11 protein-coding genes are annotated in these 16,435 nt (G+C 58.8%); 6 read left to right on the top strand and 5 right to left on the bottom strand.

Translation table 11 applies throughout. The features are described from left to right. The first annotated feature begins 130 nt into the window (after window positions 1-130). Window positions 131-2,770, top strand: a complete 2,640-nt coding sequence (locus BRAGE_RS0130615) for a CehA/McbA family metallohydrolase (protein WP_231164232.1) — start codon at window positions 131-133, stop codon at window positions 2,768-2,770. A 154-nt stretch (window positions 2,771-2,924) separates the two neighbouring features. Here BRAGE_RS0130615 and BRAGE_RS0130610 read toward each other — a convergent pair whose 3' ends face one another. Further along, window positions 2,925-4,016 (bottom strand): LacI family DNA-binding transcriptional regulator, encoded by a 1,092-nt coding sequence (locus BRAGE_RS0130610; RefSeq protein WP_027564949.1) that lies wholly within the window; start codon window positions 4,014-4,016, stop codon window positions 2,925-2,927. A gap of 264 nt (window positions 4,017-4,280) precedes the next feature. Between BRAGE_RS0130610 and BRAGE_RS0130605 the strand changes: the two genes are divergently transcribed. The 4 genes from BRAGE_RS0130605 to BRAGE_RS0130590 all read left to right on the top strand — a co-directional run bounded on the left by BRAGE_RS0130605 (window position 4,281) and on the right by BRAGE_RS0130590 (window position 9,461). Beyond that, a complete protein-coding gene (locus BRAGE_RS0130605) occupies window positions 4,281-5,483 on the top strand; it encodes a CaiB/BaiF CoA transferase family protein (protein ID WP_027564950.1) in 1,203 nt (400 codons plus the stop codon). A 250-nt stretch (window positions 5,484-5,733) separates the two neighbouring features. Then, entirely contained in the window at window positions 5,734-6,885 is a 1,152-nt protein-coding gene (locus tag BRAGE_RS0130600) for a glycoside hydrolase family 88 protein (protein WP_027564951.1), read from the top strand. A 176-nt stretch (window positions 6,886-7,061) separates the two neighbouring features. Then, entirely contained in the window at window positions 7,062-7,991 is a 930-nt protein-coding gene (locus tag BRAGE_RS0130595; protein WP_027564952.1) for a dihydrodipicolinate synthase family protein, read from the top strand. Window positions 7,992-7,994: 3 nt separating this feature from the next. Next, a complete protein-coding gene (locus BRAGE_RS0130590) occupies window positions 7,995-9,461 on the top strand; it encodes an NAD-dependent succinate-semialdehyde dehydrogenase (RefSeq protein WP_051378179.1) in 1,467 nt (488 codons plus the stop codon). 259 nt (window positions 9,462-9,720) lie between these two features. Here the strand turns inward: BRAGE_RS0130590 and BRAGE_RS55115 are convergent, their stop codons facing one another. The 4 genes from BRAGE_RS55115 to BRAGE_RS50185 form a co-directional block, all read right to left on the bottom strand. Beyond that, the gene (locus BRAGE_RS55115) at window positions 9,721-9,969 is read right to left on the bottom strand and encodes a hypothetical protein (protein WP_027564954.1); all 249 of its coding nucleotides are present in this window, start codon (window positions 9,967-9,969) and stop codon (window positions 9,721-9,723) included. A 183-nt stretch (window positions 9,970-10,152) separates the two neighbouring features. Continuing rightward, window positions 10,153-11,055, bottom strand: coding sequence for an NAD(P)-dependent oxidoreductase (locus BRAGE_RS0130580; protein ID WP_027564955.1), 903 nt, complete (start codon window positions 11,053-11,055; stop codon window positions 10,153-10,155). A gap of 3 nt (window positions 11,056-11,058) precedes the next feature. After that, window positions 11,059-11,739, bottom strand: a complete 681-nt coding sequence (locus BRAGE_RS0130575; RefSeq protein ID WP_027564956.1) for an HAD family hydrolase — start codon at window positions 11,737-11,739, stop codon at window positions 11,059-11,061. Beyond that, window positions 11,736-13,316 (bottom strand): hypothetical protein, encoded by a 1,581-nt coding sequence (locus tag BRAGE_RS50185; RefSeq protein ID WP_231164233.1) that lies wholly within the window; start codon window positions 13,314-13,316, stop codon window positions 11,736-11,738. The genes BRAGE_RS0130575 and BRAGE_RS50185 overlap by 4 nt, the downstream gene beginning before the upstream one ends. 1,324 nt (window positions 13,317-14,640) lie before the next feature. Between BRAGE_RS50185 and nodU the strand changes: the two genes are divergently transcribed. Continuing rightward, the gene (gene nodU / locus BRAGE_RS0130560; protein ID WP_027564959.1) at window positions 14,641-16,302 is read left to right on the top strand and encodes a nodulation protein NodU; all 1,662 of its coding nucleotides are present in this window, start codon (window positions 14,641-14,643) and stop codon (window positions 16,300-16,302) included. Window positions 16,303-16,435: the final 133 nt, after the last annotated feature.

Here is a 16,435-nt window from a genome sequence, read left to right as displayed (position 1 = left end):
AGGGTTCGCGCGTATCCATTCATGCTGGGCATGAGCATGGGATTGGCGCAAGCGTCCTTCCGCGAGCAGTCATTCACAAGACAAAGACTGCTTGCGCGGCACCAGAGTTCCTGAAGTTCGAGTTCGAAGCATGAAAACACCTTCATCGCCGCACTTCACGCCTGTGGACCTGAAGCGATATTTCAACGCCAGGCGCGCAAATACGGAAGGGTTCGCGGCCCGCCCGGGTGATACCGGCTGGATCGATTCGCTTCGTGGGCTCCAGACTCATCGCGGCATGCCCTTTCTGTTCGGCACCGAAACAGGGCCGGATGTGCTGCAGCTGCGCCCCGGGGCCTCTCCTGCCGTAATTGCGTTGCCGCGGGCAACGGCGAGCTATGTGCTGTTCGTGCAAGTGGTCGCAGACCGCCCCAGTACAAGTCCCGAGGGTTTCGGAGAGATCGGCCCTGCTACGCTACCTGTTGAAGGTAATCCACTCGGCGACCGGGTGGCGACATACGGGCTCCGCTATGCCGACGGCAGCGAGACCGACGTGCCGGTGCTGCGCCGCTTCGCGATCCAGCAGAACCACATCTCCTGGAGTGCGAGTGCGTTCGCAGCCCTGCCGCTACGCGGCCCCATCGTGCATGCAAGCACGGGCGAGGACTTTATACTCGGCAGAGCGCCGGGGGCGAGCTTCTTCCAGGGCGAGGCCCGCACCCAATCGGGACGTATGGATCGACAAGGTGAGAACCTGTGGCTTTACGCGCTCCCGAACCCCTGTCCGGACAAGGAGCTTTCGGCGCTAAGCTTGCACGCGGAACAGGAAATCTCGCTTGTCTTTGCGGTGACCACGACCACGACCACGCTCACCCAGCACCCGTTGCGCCTCCACGGCCGTCGCAAGCTGAAGGTGAGGCTGCCGCCCGGGGTTCATCTCAATAAGCTTGGCGAGCTCGATGTCGACGATCGAGGCGAGCAGATCGGCATGGACCTCGGCACGGTCATCTCGGCCCGCGCAGTGCTCGAGTACTCCAGAGCGGATTGGCTGGGCGCCAAAGTTGATGTGCAACCCGTGCGCTCGGCCAACGAAGTCATCGTTGAGTACTCCGCGCATCCCGACGCAAGGCTCTATCTGCGCTCCGACGATGGCCGCTTGCATATGTTCGAGCTTCGATCGTTGGAAGGCGGCGGTAACGAAGGCGGCGCCTCGCTTAATGTGGCCGCAGTCGAACCGGCCACAAGGCCGGTCAAGATCCGCATCGTGGAGAAGGGCAGCGGGGTGCGTGTTGCCGCGCGACTGCATGTCCATGGTGCGCACGGAGAGTATCTGCCACCCAAGGGACATCACCGCAAGGTCAATACCGGCAGGTTCGAGGACTTTTCGGGCGAATTTGCCAATGGGCTGAACCAGTACGCCTACGTGGACGGCAGCTGCGAGGCGGACCTGCCGCTCGGGCCCGTGTTCGTAGAGATCAGCAGGGGTTTTGAGGTGCGCCCGCTGCGCACCATCATCGAAATCACCGCAACGACGGACAATCTCACCTTTGAGCTCGACCGTGTGCTGCGCTGGCGCGAACAGGGATGGGTCAGCTCTGATACGCACGTTCATTTCCTGAGCCCGCAGACGGCGCTGCTTGAGGGCAAGGCGGAGGATGTCAACGTCGTCAACCTGCTCGCCGCACAGTGGGGCGAGCTATTCACCAACGTCGCCGATTTCGATGGACACACGACGATCGGGGCAAAGGATTTCGGCGGGGACGGGGAATTCCTGGTTCGGGTCGGCACGGAGAACCGGATGCAGGTTCTGGGGCACATATCGCTGCTCGGCTACGAAGGTGAGATGATCAATCCGCTCTCCTGCGGCGGGTCCAACGAAGCTGCGATCGGCCATGTTCTGGAAGCGACCATGGCCGACTGGGCGGAGCGCTGCCGTCAGCAAGGGGGCCTGGTCGTGATGCCGCATGCGCCGAACCCGCAGGCGGAACGTGCGGCCGATATTGTGCTCGGCCTAGTTGACGCCATCGAAATGATGTCGTTCAACCCGCGGACCGCGCAGATCAGCGCATTTGGTCTTGCCGACTGGTATCGCTACCTCAATATCGGGTACCATCTGCCGCTCGTGGCCGGCTCCGACAAGATGGACGCGGCCGCACTGCTCGGGGGCTCGCGGACCTATGTGCGGCTGGGCCAACGCGACTTCACGTATCGCAACTGGATGGATGCCGTGCGCAGCGGGGACACGTTCATCACGGTCGGTCCTCTGGTTGAGATGATCGTTGAAGGACGCCGCCCTGGAGGCACGGTGGTCCTTCCCCGTTCAGGCGGCACCCTCACGATCGACTGGCGGATTGAATCAGTCAGCGTTCCGCCGGCACGAGTGGAGCTCATATGTAACGGCACGGTCCTCGAGGAGATTCGATGCGGGGGTTTATCGTGCAAGGGGCAGCTCTCCGTGCCCATTAGCGATTCATGTTGGATCGCACTGCGCGTTCGGGGCAGTGTCGCCGGACGCGAGGCCGACATTGCGGCGCACACCAGTGCGGTATATGTCAAAGTAGGCGAGATGCCCATCTTTGCCACCGCGGATGCAGTCTCGGTCCTTGCACAAATCGAGGGATCGATCGCCTATATGGACACGCTTGCTCCCAAGTCCGATGAAGCGCGACACGCGCGACTGCGAGCTGCCCTGGAGCTTGCGCATCATCGCTTGCATCATAGACTGCACGAACTCGGCGCCAGCCACCATCACGCGCCCGTTCATTCCGTTCACGTTGAACGCGAGCATTGAGAAGCCGCTAGTTCGGTTGATGGTCGTGCAGGCGCGCGTCGCATGCTCAGCAAAGTTGCTGACGGGCGATTGGTGAAATGGAATGCCTCACCGGGTCCCTCGGCGCGAGGGATAGGCCACGGTTCTGAAACGGATTTAAAGAACCGGAGCCCGATCAATGATCTCGACTGCGCCCGCGCCGGGCGGGACGGACGCTGGACCGCGGCGGCGCGCTCGATGAGCGCATGACCAGCCGATAAGGCAACACGACACTTCTCGGGACAGGACTTCCAGCGATGGCATTGATGAGATAATCGGCGGCTCCCCGGCCGATTTCTGCTGCCGGAACACTGACCGTTGTGAGCGGCGGGTCCATTTGCGCCGCCAGCTCCACATCGTCAAATCCAGTGATGGAAAGCGTGGCCGGTACGGCCAGACCCATCTTGCGAGCCTCTGCCATTGCACCGATGGCAAGCGTGTCGGTGGTGCAGATGACTGCTGTCGTGTCCGGATGATCGGTGAGGAGTTGACGAAGGGCACTACGGCCTTGGGCAAGCGAATAATCGGCCTTGACGATCTGGGTTGGCTTGAGCGGGAGGCCGGCGTCCGAGAGCGCGCGCTGAATTCCCTCGAGCCTGGCGCGGGATCTGTCGTTTGACGCAGCAACAACGTTGGCAATTGCGCCGAAACGGACGTGTCCAAGCCTTAGCAGATACTCTGTCATCTCGCGGGTGGCGCTTTCGTTGTCGATTCCGATCGCGGGGATGCCGCCGCCGGACTTGGCAACATAGGTGGTGATGACGGGTACGCCTGCCTGTTCGATCAGGCTCCTCAGCTCCCGTCCGTGGGAAGCTCCGACCAGCACGATTCCATCGATGCCACGTTCAATGAGACTTTGCAGTTCCTGAAGTTCACGCCGCTGGTCATATTGCGAATTCGCAATGAACAGCGTGTAGCCGCTTTCGCTGAGGCGGTTCTGGAGCGCTTCGACCCCTTCTGCAAAGATACCGAGCGCCAGCGTCGGAACGATGACGCCGACGGTCCGCATGCGTCCCGATTTTAATGCTCTGGCTGCGCTATCGCGCGTGTAGGCGAGGTCATTGATATGCCGCATGACCCTGTCGCGAAGCTCCGGCCGTACGATATCGGGGTGATTGAGCACCCGCGACACCGTCGCCGGCGACACATTCGCCTTCCGAGCAACGTCCTCGATCTTCACGCGCGGCTGCTGGCGGCCTTTTGGCGCGATTAGAGGTTTTTTGTCCATTTGCGTTGGTCAACCAAGAGAAGGAGAGGATCACCCCCTCAAGTGGGTTAAACCATCACGAGCGCCACCTTCTCAAGCCCTGTATACGGGCCGTCGGCGCTATTTCTGGCCCTCTCATGCGCACATCGAGCGGGGGAAGCGAAGCTCATTCGAAAGTTGGTCGATTCGCTTGACTCCGGTTCTTGCGCGGCCTAAGTCTGAAATCGATTTCAGGGGTCGAGCGCCAAGCAGCTCGATTTCAGGCAAAACCGAAAGCAAGGACGTATGGTCGATCTTTTGAAGGGCATTCGTGTCCTCAGCCTCAATCACTTTCTGATGGGTCCGGTCGGCGTGCAGTTTCTCGCCGACCTCGGTGCGGACGTAATCGCCGTGGAGCCGCCCGGAGGGGCCTTTCAGAGGAAATGGGGCGGGGCGGACAAGCGGGTTGATGGCCAGTCAATGTTGCTTCTTACGGGCAACCGCAACAAGCGCAGCCTTACGCTCGATCTGAAAAAACCCGAAGCCGTCGTCATCGCCAGGCAACTGATCGCGAAATCGGATGTGATCGCAGAGAACTTCCGCCCGGGTGTGCTCGACAAGCTCGGTCTCGGCTACGAGGATGCAAAGAAGATCAATCCGCAGATCATCTATGCGGCTGCCTCCGGCTACGGTCCTGACGGGCCCTACGTCAACCGCCCAGGCCAGGATCTCTTGATCCAGGCCCTCTCAGGACTTGCGATGATCACCGGAAGTCGCGAGCAGGGGCCGCGGGCTGTGGGCGTTTCTGCCATTGATCATCACGGCGCCGCCTTGTTTGCGGCGGGCATCCTGGCTGCCCTGGTGAGGAAAGCGCGCACGGGGCAGGGTTGCCGCGTCGATGTTAGCCTACTATCGGCTGCGCTCGACCTACAGATGGAATCTTTTACCTGCTACTTGAACGGCCAAAGGCCTGACGACGTCCGTCAGCCGGGTCCGCTGGCGGGCTGGTACTACGGCGCGCCCTACGGCATCTACGCAACACGTGATGGACACATTGCGATCTCTTTGGGATCGCTGGAGGCGCTCTCAGACGCGCTTGACCTTCCGGTCGACCAGCGAATTCCTGACGAGGAGGCGTATCGCCGGCGGGACGAGGCCTCAGCCATGATTGCGCCCAGTGTCGCCAAACGCACAACCACCGAATGCATCGCCTTGTTCGAGGCGCGCGGAATTTGGCACGCTGCGGTGAACGATTATGCCGACGTCGTTGCGGATCCGCAGATTGCGCACAACAGAAATTTCCAGGTCGTGACCGGCGCGACTGGAACTCCCATCACCCTCGTCAGCCATCCCGTGCGCTACGACGGCGAGCAGCCGGACGTGCGTTTACCCCCGCAAAAGCTCGGTGCGCAAACGGAAGAGATTCTGAAAGAGCTGGGCTATGACGCCAGGAAATTGAAGCATCTTTACGATACGGGCGCCATCGGCGCTGCGGACTCCCATCACTGAACGACCAAAGTGACTTCTCGAAAGTAGCGCGCTTACGTCAGGAGGGCGTGGTGATCAGCATCAACTTGCGCGCGGCTTTCCCTGCGGTGTTGCTGACGAGGCGTGCTCCTCGGCAGCGATGCAACCAAGCGCACGCTTGGAAGTCTGGTGAACATTAACCGTTCACGCCAGGCCAGGATCTGTTGGTAAAAAGCTTTCAGTTGCCGCCAGGCCAAAGCCGCGCGGCGAGTTTTATGTTGGACCAGAAGCCATGACGGAACGCCAATATCTGCTCGCGCGCGAGCGTATGCTGAAGCGCATTGCCGAGACCAGGGACACTGCACACTCGGGCTTGCCACACCGGGCGAGTGCTGCCGATGGAAAATGGACGTTTACGCCCGATGGTGATTGGACCGGCGGGGCCTTTGTCGGCGAGCTTTGGCTCGCGCATCTCGCTGATCCCAGGCAGTTCCCAATCGAAGACGCGCGTGCTGCGCTAAGCCGGATGTTGCCGCGTGCCGAGCGGCTTACGGCCTTCAAGGGTTTCGGCTTCTATCATGCTGGCGCCCTCGGCAGCATCCTGTTCGAGGACGAAAACGCGCGCGAGGTGGCTCTGACAGCTGCAAGGTCGCTTCGTGATATGTTCGATCCACAGCTCGGACTGATACCGTTGGGCAGGGATGCCGAGGAGGCGAGCGCAGTCGGAGCCTCCGAGAGCAGCATCGACTCCCTTCAGGCGACAGGCCTGCTCTATTGGGCCGCGGAAGAGCTTTCCGATGCTCGGATGGAGGAGGTCGCCAATGCACATATGCGGCGTGTCCTCGAGATCCACGTACGGCAGGACAATTCAGTTATCCAGTCTTCCACCCTTGATCCACACACCGGCAAGGTGCTCAGAACGCACACGCACAAGGGATATAGCGATATCAGCACCTGGGGCCGGGCGCAGGGATGGGCGATGCTTTACACCGCTCACGCCGCCATGGTCCGCCCGGACGAACCGCTATGGCGCGACTACGCCGTGCGCCTTCTTGACTGGTGGATCGATCATGTGCCTGCGGATCTCATTGCCTTCTGGGATTTCGACGATCCGGCGATCCCCAACACCAGCAGGGATACTGCGGCCACTGCTATCGCTGCTGCCGCGGCACTGCGCCTCGCATCCGCACTTGGTCCCGAGCGGGGCACCAAATACAGACTATTTGCGGAGCGAACAGTTACTCAGCTGATCTCGAAATACCTGACGCCGACTACTCCCGATGACCGGCGCCCGCCTGGAATGCTCACCGGCGGCTGCTTCACCCGAAAGGCGATTGTGCGCGATATCGATGCGGCCCAGAACGTCGAGCTGATCTTCGGAAGCTACTTCCTGTTTGAATGTCTTGCCGTCCTCACCGACCTGGTGCCGCCTGGCTGGATTTAATGAGGAGGCACGAAAGGCGTCCAACGCGAGCAAAGCCTCAAACCAATCTCGTTTGTGACACCACGCCAGTCAATCTGTCAAAAAAAGTGCGCCGGTATCGGCGCCACTCCTTAGATGTTTGCGATGGCTGCCCCCGTTCGACAGCAAGTGACCGCCTCCTGTCTGGAATCCTCCACATGAGAAATGCGAAAACTCCCATCTATCGCGGCTTGTTCCCGGTCGCTCCGACGCCGTTCACGGAGGCTGGAGATCTCGATCTCCAAGGGCAGCGGCGCGTGCTGGATTGCATGATCGATCAAGGCGTGGACGGAATCTGCATTCTAGCCAACTATTCCGAGCAGTTCCTGCTGTCTGATCAAGAACGCGACATTCTGGTCGAGCTCTGTCTTTCACATGTCGCGGGCCGCAAGCCAGTCATGGTGACCTGCAGCCATTTCAGCACCCAGATTGCGGTGCAACGCGCCCGCTCTGCGGCCGAACGTGGCGCAAGCCTCCTCATGCTGATGCCGCCTTATCATGGTGCAAGCCTCAAGGCGGATGACGGGGCCATGATTGGGCATTTCGGCCGGGTCGCAGACGCGGCAGGGATTCCAATCATGGTCCAGGACGCGCCGCTCTCCGGCGTTACATTGACGGTCCCGTTTCTCGTCCGCCTCGCTTGTGAGGTGCCGCTCGCCAGATATTTCAAGATCGAGGTCCCGTTTGCTGCTGCCAAGTTGCGCAGTCTGATCGAGCTCGGCGGTGAGGCCATCATTGGTCCTTTTGACGGGGAGGAGGCCATCACGATGATGGCAGACCTCGACGCGGGTGCGACCGGAACGATGTCGAGTGCGCTGCTGCCCGATCTGCTTCGCCCGGTGCTCGATCACCACAAAGCGGGACGCAGGCAGGAAGCCGCTCTAGCCTATGCAAAGGTGCTGCCGCTCATCAATTTCGAGAACCGCCAGTGCGGCCTGCGCGCTGCCAAGAGCGTGATGGCTGAAGGTGGTGTGATCAAATGCGAAGCAGTGCGGCATCCGCTCGATCGGCTCCATCCGGCGACGAGAGCTGGATTGATCGAGCTTGCGCACGAACTCAACCCGCTCGCTCTTCGCTGGGGACATTGAGGCATGAACAATCCGGAACAAGCGGTGCAGGCACAACCTGTGTACCCCCAGATCAAGATGTTCATTGCCGGGGAATGGACGGAAGGGGAGGCGGAGCGCTCGGAAGAGATCCTCAACCCCGCGACCGGACAGCCCATTGGCGAAACGCCTTACGCCTCCCACGGTGATCTTGATCGTGCCCTCGCGGCCGCCGCGGACGGCTTCGAGATCTGGCGAAAGGTTTCAGCCTTCGACCGGTACAGGACCATGCGCAAGGCCGCCGAGCTCATACGCTCGCGCGCAGCCGACATCGCTGCAATCATGACCCTCGAACAGGGTAAGCCGCTGAGCGAGTCGAGTGCCGAAACGCTCCTCGCTGCCGATATCATCGACTGGCTCGCCGAAGAAGGGCGGCGCGCTTATGGGCGGATCGTGCCGGCGCGCTTTGGCAATGTCGCTCAGCTCGTGACCAAGGAGCCGGTCGGGCCGGTTGCGGCATTTACGCCCTGGAATTTTCCGATCAACCAGGCCGTGCGGAAGATTTCGGCGAGCCTTGCGGCCGGCTGCTCCATCATCGTCAAGGGACCTGAAGAGACGCCAGCGAGCTGCATGGAGTTGGTGCGTAGTTTCGCGGATGCGGGCTTGCCGGCGGGCGTGATCAATCTCGTCTTCGGGCTGCCATCCGAAGTTTCAGATCATCTCATACGCCATCCTATCGTCCGTAAAGTCTCCTTCACCGGTTCGACCGTAGTCGGAAAGCATCTCGCAGCCCTTGCCGGCGCCCACATGAAGCGCGCCACCATGGAGCTCGGCGGGCACGCGCCTGCCATCGTTTTCCCAGATGCCGACGTCGAGAAGGCCGCAAGAATCTTGTCGGCGAACAAGTTCCGCAATGCCGGCCAAGTCTGCGTCTCGCCGACGCGGTTTCTGGTGCATGAGAGTGTCTATGAAGATTTCGTCAAGAGGTTTGTTGCCGAGGCTAGCGCGATCAAGGTTGGCAATGGTCTTGAGAGAGACAGCCGCATGGGACCGCTCGCCAATTCGCGTCGGCTCGACGCAACGGAGAGCTTTGTCGCGGACGCTCTCGATTGCGGCGCCCAGTTGCGCACCGGCGGCAAGCGTATCGGCAATGCCGGATACTTCTTCGCGCCGACGGTCCTGACCGATGTTCCACCACGAGCGCGCATCATGAATGAAGAGCCGTTCGGCCCTGTCGCCCCGATTGCGCGGTTTAAAACCTATGACGACGTTGTCAGGGAGGCCAATCGACTGCCTTACGGGCTCGCCGCCTATGCCTACACGCGATCCGCCGCAACCATGGCCGCGATCGGGGCCGATCTCCAATGCGGGATGGTATCGATCAATCATCATGGGCTGGGGCTTCCCGAAGTGCCCTTCGGAGGAACGAAGGAGTCCGGCTTCGGCTCGGAAGGTGGCCTCGAGGCAATCGAGGGCTATCTCGACACCAAATTTGTGAGCCAGGCGAGCTAGAACCGGAATCCCAGGTGCCAAACCGGAGCAGAACGATTGTTCGACAGTGCCGCCGGATCGCCTCAAGCGCTTTCCCCTTCTCCGCTGGCAGACCGGTACGTCTGCCTTCTCCCCAGACTTGAGCCGCTGTCGGAGAACTCCGGCAGCGGTTCTTTTTCTTTGCGGGACTGACACCTTGTTGTTCATTCAGGCGGGAGCAGAAGTAAGATATCTTGTCCGGCAAATCGGCGCGGACGGATAACAGCTGCGTCCAAAGCCCTCAAACCTCCGCGCCAATCATAGCCCGCGAGCACCACGAATATTGGCGCGGCCCAGCATGACCATCGCCGAATTTCTCGGCGATGACCATCTCACGCGCATAAGCGCGCAGATGCGGAGCAGGAAGATCGTGGAGAACCGACAAGTCCATTTCCAGTAGACCCGGTTCGACCGCATCATCAAAGGCCATATCGATAACGATACGGGCCTTGGCGGAATAATGCGTCGGCGGTGATACGCAGTCCGCCATACTCGGTTTCCTCGCGAATGCGATTGACCTTGAGGCTGTTTGGATCGAACTCCGCCCATCGTCGAATGAAACGCCGCCGACTTCTTTGAAGATGCGGACCGTCTCGTCCTAATCATCGTTCTCGATGACGAGGGAGTCGAGGGGTACATGGAAAAATGGCCCGCTTGGAGCCATACCAAGCGTTTACGATAGGGCCAAATGTGGTAGCGTCAGTTCACCTTTGCCTGCGACAACTGAGAGGTTGAGTTCCTGCGCGGCAGCATCCAGGACCGGCACGGAAACGGCACTCTCGCGCGCTAGGCGCACAGCACACTCGATGTCCTTTGCAGCATTTGCAATCGAGATTGCCAGTGCATCCGGTTTCTCTCCCAACAAAAAGGCGGCGAAGGCTTGGAATATTCCACTGTTCGTAGAGCCCCGACTGACCAAAGACCGTAGTGTTACAAGATCTATCTGAAGACTATCCGCGAATTGGCAGACCTCAGCGGCGACCGCAGCTATGCCCATAGTCATGCTGTTGTAAACAAGCTTGAGCTTGTGGCCGTGTCCGACATCTCCAACATGCGTCACGGTCTCGCAAAACGCAGCAAGAATGCGTTCAGCGACGGGAAAGAGTGTTGTATCCGATCCAACCATCGCATTGAGAAGGCCGAGCTCTGCTTGCTCGGGGCTTCGTGTTACGGGAGCATCAATAAAGCTTAGACCTCGTCTTTGCGCCGTCTTCGCCAATGCAATAGTCGAGGCAGGATACGAAGTTGTACAATCAATTATCAAGCCTCCTCGGCACATGTGGCCAAATAGTCCATCGTCATCAAGGCACACCATCTCAACTTCGCGGCTGGACGGCAAGCACAACACCACCACACTTACATGCTGCGCCAACTCAGCGATCGACGTATGTTCGCGGGCCCCTGCATTTATCAGGCGATCGGCACCGAACCGCTTCTTGTTGCCTTTGATGTGGAGTTCGCGTTGCTGACGCAGCAGGCTGATGCCTATACCTGTTCCCATGCGCCCCGCTCCGATAAGCCCTACGCTTTGCTTGATCAGTCTGGGAGCCGCGCTCGCTGATGGTTCCTTGCTCATGACTTAGCATTCCGAAAAGTAGCCACGGCTTTGCAGGATGGGCAGCAGCTCGTGATGGTTGTTGATCGTGTAATCTGGCCGCGCGGCTTGCAGGCGCGAGGTCGAAACAAATCCTCCGGTGATGGATATGCTCGTCAGACCGAGATTACGTGCAATATCGATCTCCACGGGCATATCGCCGATGATGAAGGTTGATGCGGGCTTCAGGTCGTATCTTTGCATATAAAGCCGAAGCCGCTCTCTTTTGCTCATCGATTTGTATTGCGTGGCGCGGCTTTCAAAAGCGAGCACATCGGTGACGTAGTGATCTACTCCAAGCCTCCTCAGCTGGGACTGTAAAGGCGCGACTATGTGGTTGCTGAGGATGATGAGTGGAGCGGATTGTCGTCGCGCCATCTCGAGCACTCTGCGCGCCCCCTCACGTAGATCGGCCTTGTCCGCAAGAGGCTCGTATAAGTCGTGAAACAGTGCGCCATCGTCACGCTCAACTGCCTCAATCTCTTCGCGCGACATTCCAAGGCTACGATAGAGATGAGAGAGGGGAACATCACAATGATCCCGAAAGGTCTTTATATCGATGCTCCGACGACCAAAGCGGTCCAAAATGACATTGGTCGTTTCGAGCAGCGCATAGGTGTCATCGAGCAGTGTTCCGTTCCAGTCAAATACGAGAGCGGGTTTCATGATCCTGACCTCAGGCGGGTATTGACAGGAAGAGCGGCCAGCAACGCTTCCAAGTGCCTACGCGCGCGCTGCCGTCCAGCGGCGGTCGGCATCTCGAACGTGAACGGTGACAGATCGATGCCCTCTAGCCTGTTGGCCAAAACGGATACAAGGGCGCGGAAAGGCAGATAAGTTATCGATGCCGCTTGGATCGCCGTCGCAATGTTGCTCTCAACGATTCCGAGCGCTGGCGGCTCCATCCTGTGGAAGCGAAGGCATTGGGCGCGCAGTTCGGACGGTAGCCGCTTCAATGCCTGCCAGAATGCGAGCTCATCTAGCGTATCAATACCCATGCCGTAGTAGTTTGGCGCAACTATAGGGGGAGAACCTATCGCCCAATGTACGTGTTTGGCTCCAGCGGCAAGGAGCATCGTTGTGACGGCTTGGCTGGTATCGCCTCGAATGAGGGCTTCGTCGACAACTATTACGGTCCGTTCAGCTACGGCGGGTTCCGACACTCGATACTTCCGGGCAATGCGAGATTGCCGGGCGCTGGTTCTGCCGAGGAGCGTTCGCTCATGAAATTGCGTTGCCACTACGTCACTACGCTCGGCAAGCACGCCCTGTTCGGCGAGAGAGTCAAACAGACCATCGGCGTACGGCCCCCCAGTATTTGGCATTGAGGACACGATTGGCGGCATCAAGAGTGGCGCTGCTTGAAGTCGCTCCGCAACAATTCTCCCCAAAGAGAGCCCGATGTTGTAACGGGTTTGGCGATGTGAATGGCCCTCGACCGATGTGTTTGGACTTCCCAAATAGAGGGCTTCGTACGCGCAGAGCTTGGCCTTATGTCCTCGGCAGTTCAGGGCATGGTCAACGCTGGCGCCGGTCTTAGCATCCATGCGCTGTATGCTCCCAGGCGAGATCTGGCTGATCTCACCTTCCAAGCCTGCGAAGGCGCAATTTTCAGAAGCAAAGAGCAGCAAGCCATTACTTGCTCGCATAGTCTCCAATGGTCGCAAACCGCTTCGACTGCGGTATGCAACAAGATCTCCGTTCTTATCTAGCAAAAGCGCACTAAGGGCCCCATCGATACGATTATCAAGCTCGCGAAAGATAGCTTCGTAGTTTGCGGGTCGGCCGTGACGCCAATATTCTCGTTCGCAAGAGTGTTCAATCCACCTCAGCAAGAGCTCGGCGTCTGTATTCGTATCTGTTATTTGGCCTCGAGCGAGTACTTCGCTCCTGAGTTCATGAGCGTTCACCAAGGCGCCGTCCAGAGCAATGGCAAAATGGCGGCTAGGAATTGACTGCACGTCGTCGCCATCCCTAGCTCCACAGGATCCGCTACGGATCTGCGCGATTGCAACATGAGGCCGAAAGCACGGGTCCTGTTCGATGCAGTCAATGCGCACCGAGCCATCGTTCGATTGAAAGGCCCTTCCATACCGGAGCCCACGCTCTTGCATAAAAGCAGAGACGATGACGCCCGCTTGCCCACGGAGTGCAAGTGTCGGAATCATTTTGTTCAGCTGATCAACGACACGGGGCGATGGTTCGCTTGAAGCGCAGAAAAATGCACCGGCGACACCGGACATATAGTTACCCACTTGTTAAGGAGTCGCTCTGGCGGGGGCGCCTCGATGGCACGTCGCTTCATCCTTAAGCAAGCGTCGTACCAGCGCTTTGCATATGCTAGCTGGCATTTCCGGAGCGAGTAGGATTGGAAGACAGGCCATTCTAGCCATCGAGTGGTATTGTGCGTCGTTTAAGCACCCACGCGATGTTCAGGATGCTACAACCATGTGCGAAATGCTCCACACCGGAGCGAGCAGGAAGGGGGCTCAAGGTCGACGAAAGCCTTCTGATCTTCCACTCGTGTCTTTCATTTTTGCGTCCAGCCACCAAACCGGGTCTTTAAAGACAACCAGCCTAAGAAAAGGAGCTCGGAGAGGCCAGAGAGTGGCGTTCGACGCTCGCCTGATCAACTACCAACAGTGGTGATTGATCAGGACCATGAATCTTGGCCAGAACGAATCGTGTCGCTTACGCGGACCAACGCATGACGATCCACCTAACAGTTTGGTCAGAAGCTGCAATATGTCACCTTCAACGGCTCTGTCGCGGCGCGCGCGGCCAAATTATCTTGCGTGCGAAATCCTTCGAGCCCGAGTGACTCAGGTATCCACGTGCTTGGCGGCAAAACGCGACTCGATCGGCGGCGCTGAGATAAAAGGTGGGGAGGCGGATATACCAAGCCGCTATGATCCCGGATCCTGTACTGCCGAGCCTTAGCCGTCGAGGGCATCCTCGTCCCTGTGTCTTCACGCAACACAGACGACGGTGCAACGATCAGCGGCTGTTCGCGACGTTGAGCGAGACACCACTTAAAGAAGGAGCATCTGTTTGTTTTCTCAAAGTGCCGTCACTCCCAAAGCGGTGCAGACTAGCGCATCGGTGTTGCCGACACTCCCGGAATCTCGGCACATGGCACCTATGATATGCGCAGTCGCCACGATTCATAATGTCGTGCTAGCGCGAGTGCCTAGGCGCTAACTGAATTACGAAGCGCGTTCGTTTCACGGTGAGCCATTTCGTGGCAGCGCGGCCATGATCTCGTTTAGCCGGCAGAGAATTTCTCTGAACTTGTTCGCTCGACCTCGCAGAAGGCATAAGGGGGCGGTGCGTGCGCATGGAAATTGTTGAGTGCTTGGTCCGAAACCGAACGCTTTCGATGTCACGAATCGGTCAAGCAGCCTCCAATCTCGACTTTAATCAGACAATTGCCGGCGATTGCTCTGATTGGAACTGGCCCAGAGCGTGCATCGTGAAAGATGGGAGCCCATCTGAGTCTCGCAACATGAGCAGCAGTTGGGGAGAGCGTTCAAATCAAGTGTATCTGACATTAGGTTCGGAGACTGTATGCGAATTTGCGGTATCAAACTGACTCATGACGGAGCAGTCGCCCTTGTCGAGGACGGAAGGCTGGTCTTTTGTGTGGAGCAGGAAAAGCGGGACAATAATCCGCGATATCAAAAACTCCACAATCTCGATGCGGTTGTTGTCGCGTTGGCAGAACACGGTTTGGATCCGCGGGACGTTGACCGGTTCGTCATCGATGGATGGTGGGGCGAGAGGGAGTCACAATTTCAGGTTCTCAGCGGGACTGCACCCATTACCCTTAAAGGGGCGCCGTATGTTGAGGGCGATGCCGACGGCCTCCTCATAGCGCACGACGGCGCTGGGCTGATGCTCAAGGGAAGCGCCTTCCCTTATAAAAGCTATCCGCATGTCACAGGTCATGTGGCTTCCGCTTTTTGTACCAGTCCTTTCGCCAAGGCCGGGCAACCCGCGTTCTGTCTGGTTTGGGACGGCGCCTCCTTTCCACGGCTCTACCATGTAGAACGCCACGCAGCCAGGTTCGTCGAGTGCCTCTTTCCGCTGATCGGGCATGCTTATGCTGCCGCAGGCTATCACTTCGGACCATACAAGCAGGCTAACCGGATCAAGTGGGACCTCGGTGTTGCGGGCAAGTTGATGGCCTACATTGCGCTCGGTTCGGTCGATGAAAGCATCGTCGAGGTGTTTCAGGAGCTCTATGAAAAGCACTTTAGCAGGTTCACGGAGCCAGTCGGTCGTTGCAGCGAGGACGCCGCGCTTGAGCCTGTCCATGCGTTCTTCGATGCCTGCGTGTTACGGTTAAAGGCCGAAGCACCCGCAGATGTGCTTGCATCCTTTCATTGCTTCCAAGAGCGTCTGCTCGTTAGCAAACTGGCGAGTGCTATACAGAGACATTCGAGGTTTACCGCGCGCAATCTTTGCATAGTCGGTGGCTGCGGTCTCAACATAAAATGGAATAGTGCACTACGAGCTGCCGGCTTGTTCGATGCTATCTGGGTGCCACCCTTTCCGAATGACAGTGGCTCGGCAATAGGTGCTGCTTGCTCCGCATTGGCGGCGGACCAAGGTTTTGTACCATTGGAATGGTCCGTCTATAGTGGTCCAGCCGTGGAACGAGGCGACATGCCGCCCGGATGGGGCGGCTCACCATGCAGCATGCGTGAACTTGCAACCATTCTCGCCAGCAACAAACCCGTGATTTTTCTTGCCGGCCGCGCGGAGCTTGGACCTCGGGCTCTCGGTAGCAGAAGCATACTGGCCGCGGCGACATCGCCGCAAATGAAGGACCGTCTCAACGACATCAAACTTCGCGAGCACTTCCGGCCTGTAGCGCCAATATGCCTGGAGGATCGGGCGCCGGATATTTTTAGTCCCGGAACGCCAGACCCTTACATGCTTTTCGAGCACCTAACACGAGCAGAATGGCGGGATAAGATCCCCGCTGTTGTGCATCTGGACGGATCTGCGCGATTGCAGACCATTTGCAGGACCTCTCGGCACAAGATTGCCGAACTTCTCGTCGAATACGAAGGCCTCACAGGCATTCCGCTACTATGCAACACCAGCGCCAATCACAATGGACGCGGCTTTTTCCCGAATGCGGCGTCTGCCTGCCAGTGGAACCGCGTTGACCACGTGTGGTGCGATGGCATGCTGTGGACGAGACGCGAGGGCGGCGACTAAGCGCTGATCAAGGGCGTCTTTCTGTGTACGTGAGATTTGAAAACGGAACGCCGACCGTTTAGAGCCATTTTGGCGGCGGATAGTTCTCATCCAGCCCACGCAGACATCCCTTAGAATACCCTCTCTTCCCGAG

Origin of the sequence: Bradyrhizobium genosp. SA-4 str. CB756 (assembly GCF_000473125.1) — a bacterium.
GTDB lineage: Bacteria > Pseudomonadota > Alphaproteobacteria > Rhizobiales > Xanthobacteraceae > Bradyrhizobium > Bradyrhizobium arachidis.
This window is presented reverse-complemented; position numbering and strand designations above follow the sequence as displayed.

Excerpts from the sequence above, each read along its gene's own strand:
- BRAGE_RS0130615 (WP_231164232.1), top strand. The coding sequence starts at position 131 with ATGAAAACACCTTCATCGCCGCACTTCACGCCTGTGGACCTGAAGCGA.
- nodU (WP_027564959.1), top strand. The coding sequence starts at position 14,641 with ATGCGAATTTGCGGTATCAAACTGACTCATGACGGAGCAGTCGCCCTT.
- BRAGE_RS50185 (WP_231164233.1), bottom strand. The coding sequence starts at position 13,316 with ATGTCCGGTGTCGCCGGTGCATTTTTCTGCGCTTCAAGCGAACCATCG.
- BRAGE_RS0130580 (WP_027564955.1), bottom strand. The coding sequence starts at position 11,055 with ATGAGCAAGGAACCATCAGCGAGCGCGGCTCCCAGACTGATCAAGCAA.
- BRAGE_RS0130605 (WP_027564950.1), top strand. The coding sequence starts at position 4,281 with ATGGTCGATCTTTTGAAGGGCATTCGTGTCCTCAGCCTCAATCACTTT.
- BRAGE_RS0130595 (WP_027564952.1), top strand. The coding sequence starts at position 7,062 with ATGAGAAATGCGAAAACTCCCATCTATCGCGGCTTGTTCCCGGTCGCT.
- BRAGE_RS0130575 (WP_027564956.1), bottom strand. The coding sequence starts at position 11,739 with ATGAAACCCGCTCTCGTATTTGACTGGAACGGAACACTGCTCGATGAC.
- BRAGE_RS0130610 (WP_027564949.1), bottom strand. The coding sequence starts at position 4,016 with ATGGACAAAAAACCTCTAATCGCGCCAAAAGGCCGCCAGCAGCCGCGC.
- BRAGE_RS0130600 (WP_027564951.1), top strand. The coding sequence starts at position 5,734 with ATGACGGAACGCCAATATCTGCTCGCGCGCGAGCGTATGCTGAAGCGC.
- BRAGE_RS0130590 (WP_051378179.1), top strand. The coding sequence starts at position 7,995 with ATGAACAATCCGGAACAAGCGGTGCAGGCACAACCTGTGTACCCCCAG.
- BRAGE_RS55115 (WP_027564954.1), bottom strand. The coding sequence starts at position 9,969 with ATGGCGGACTGCGTATCACCGCCGACGCATTATTCCGCCAAGGCCCGT.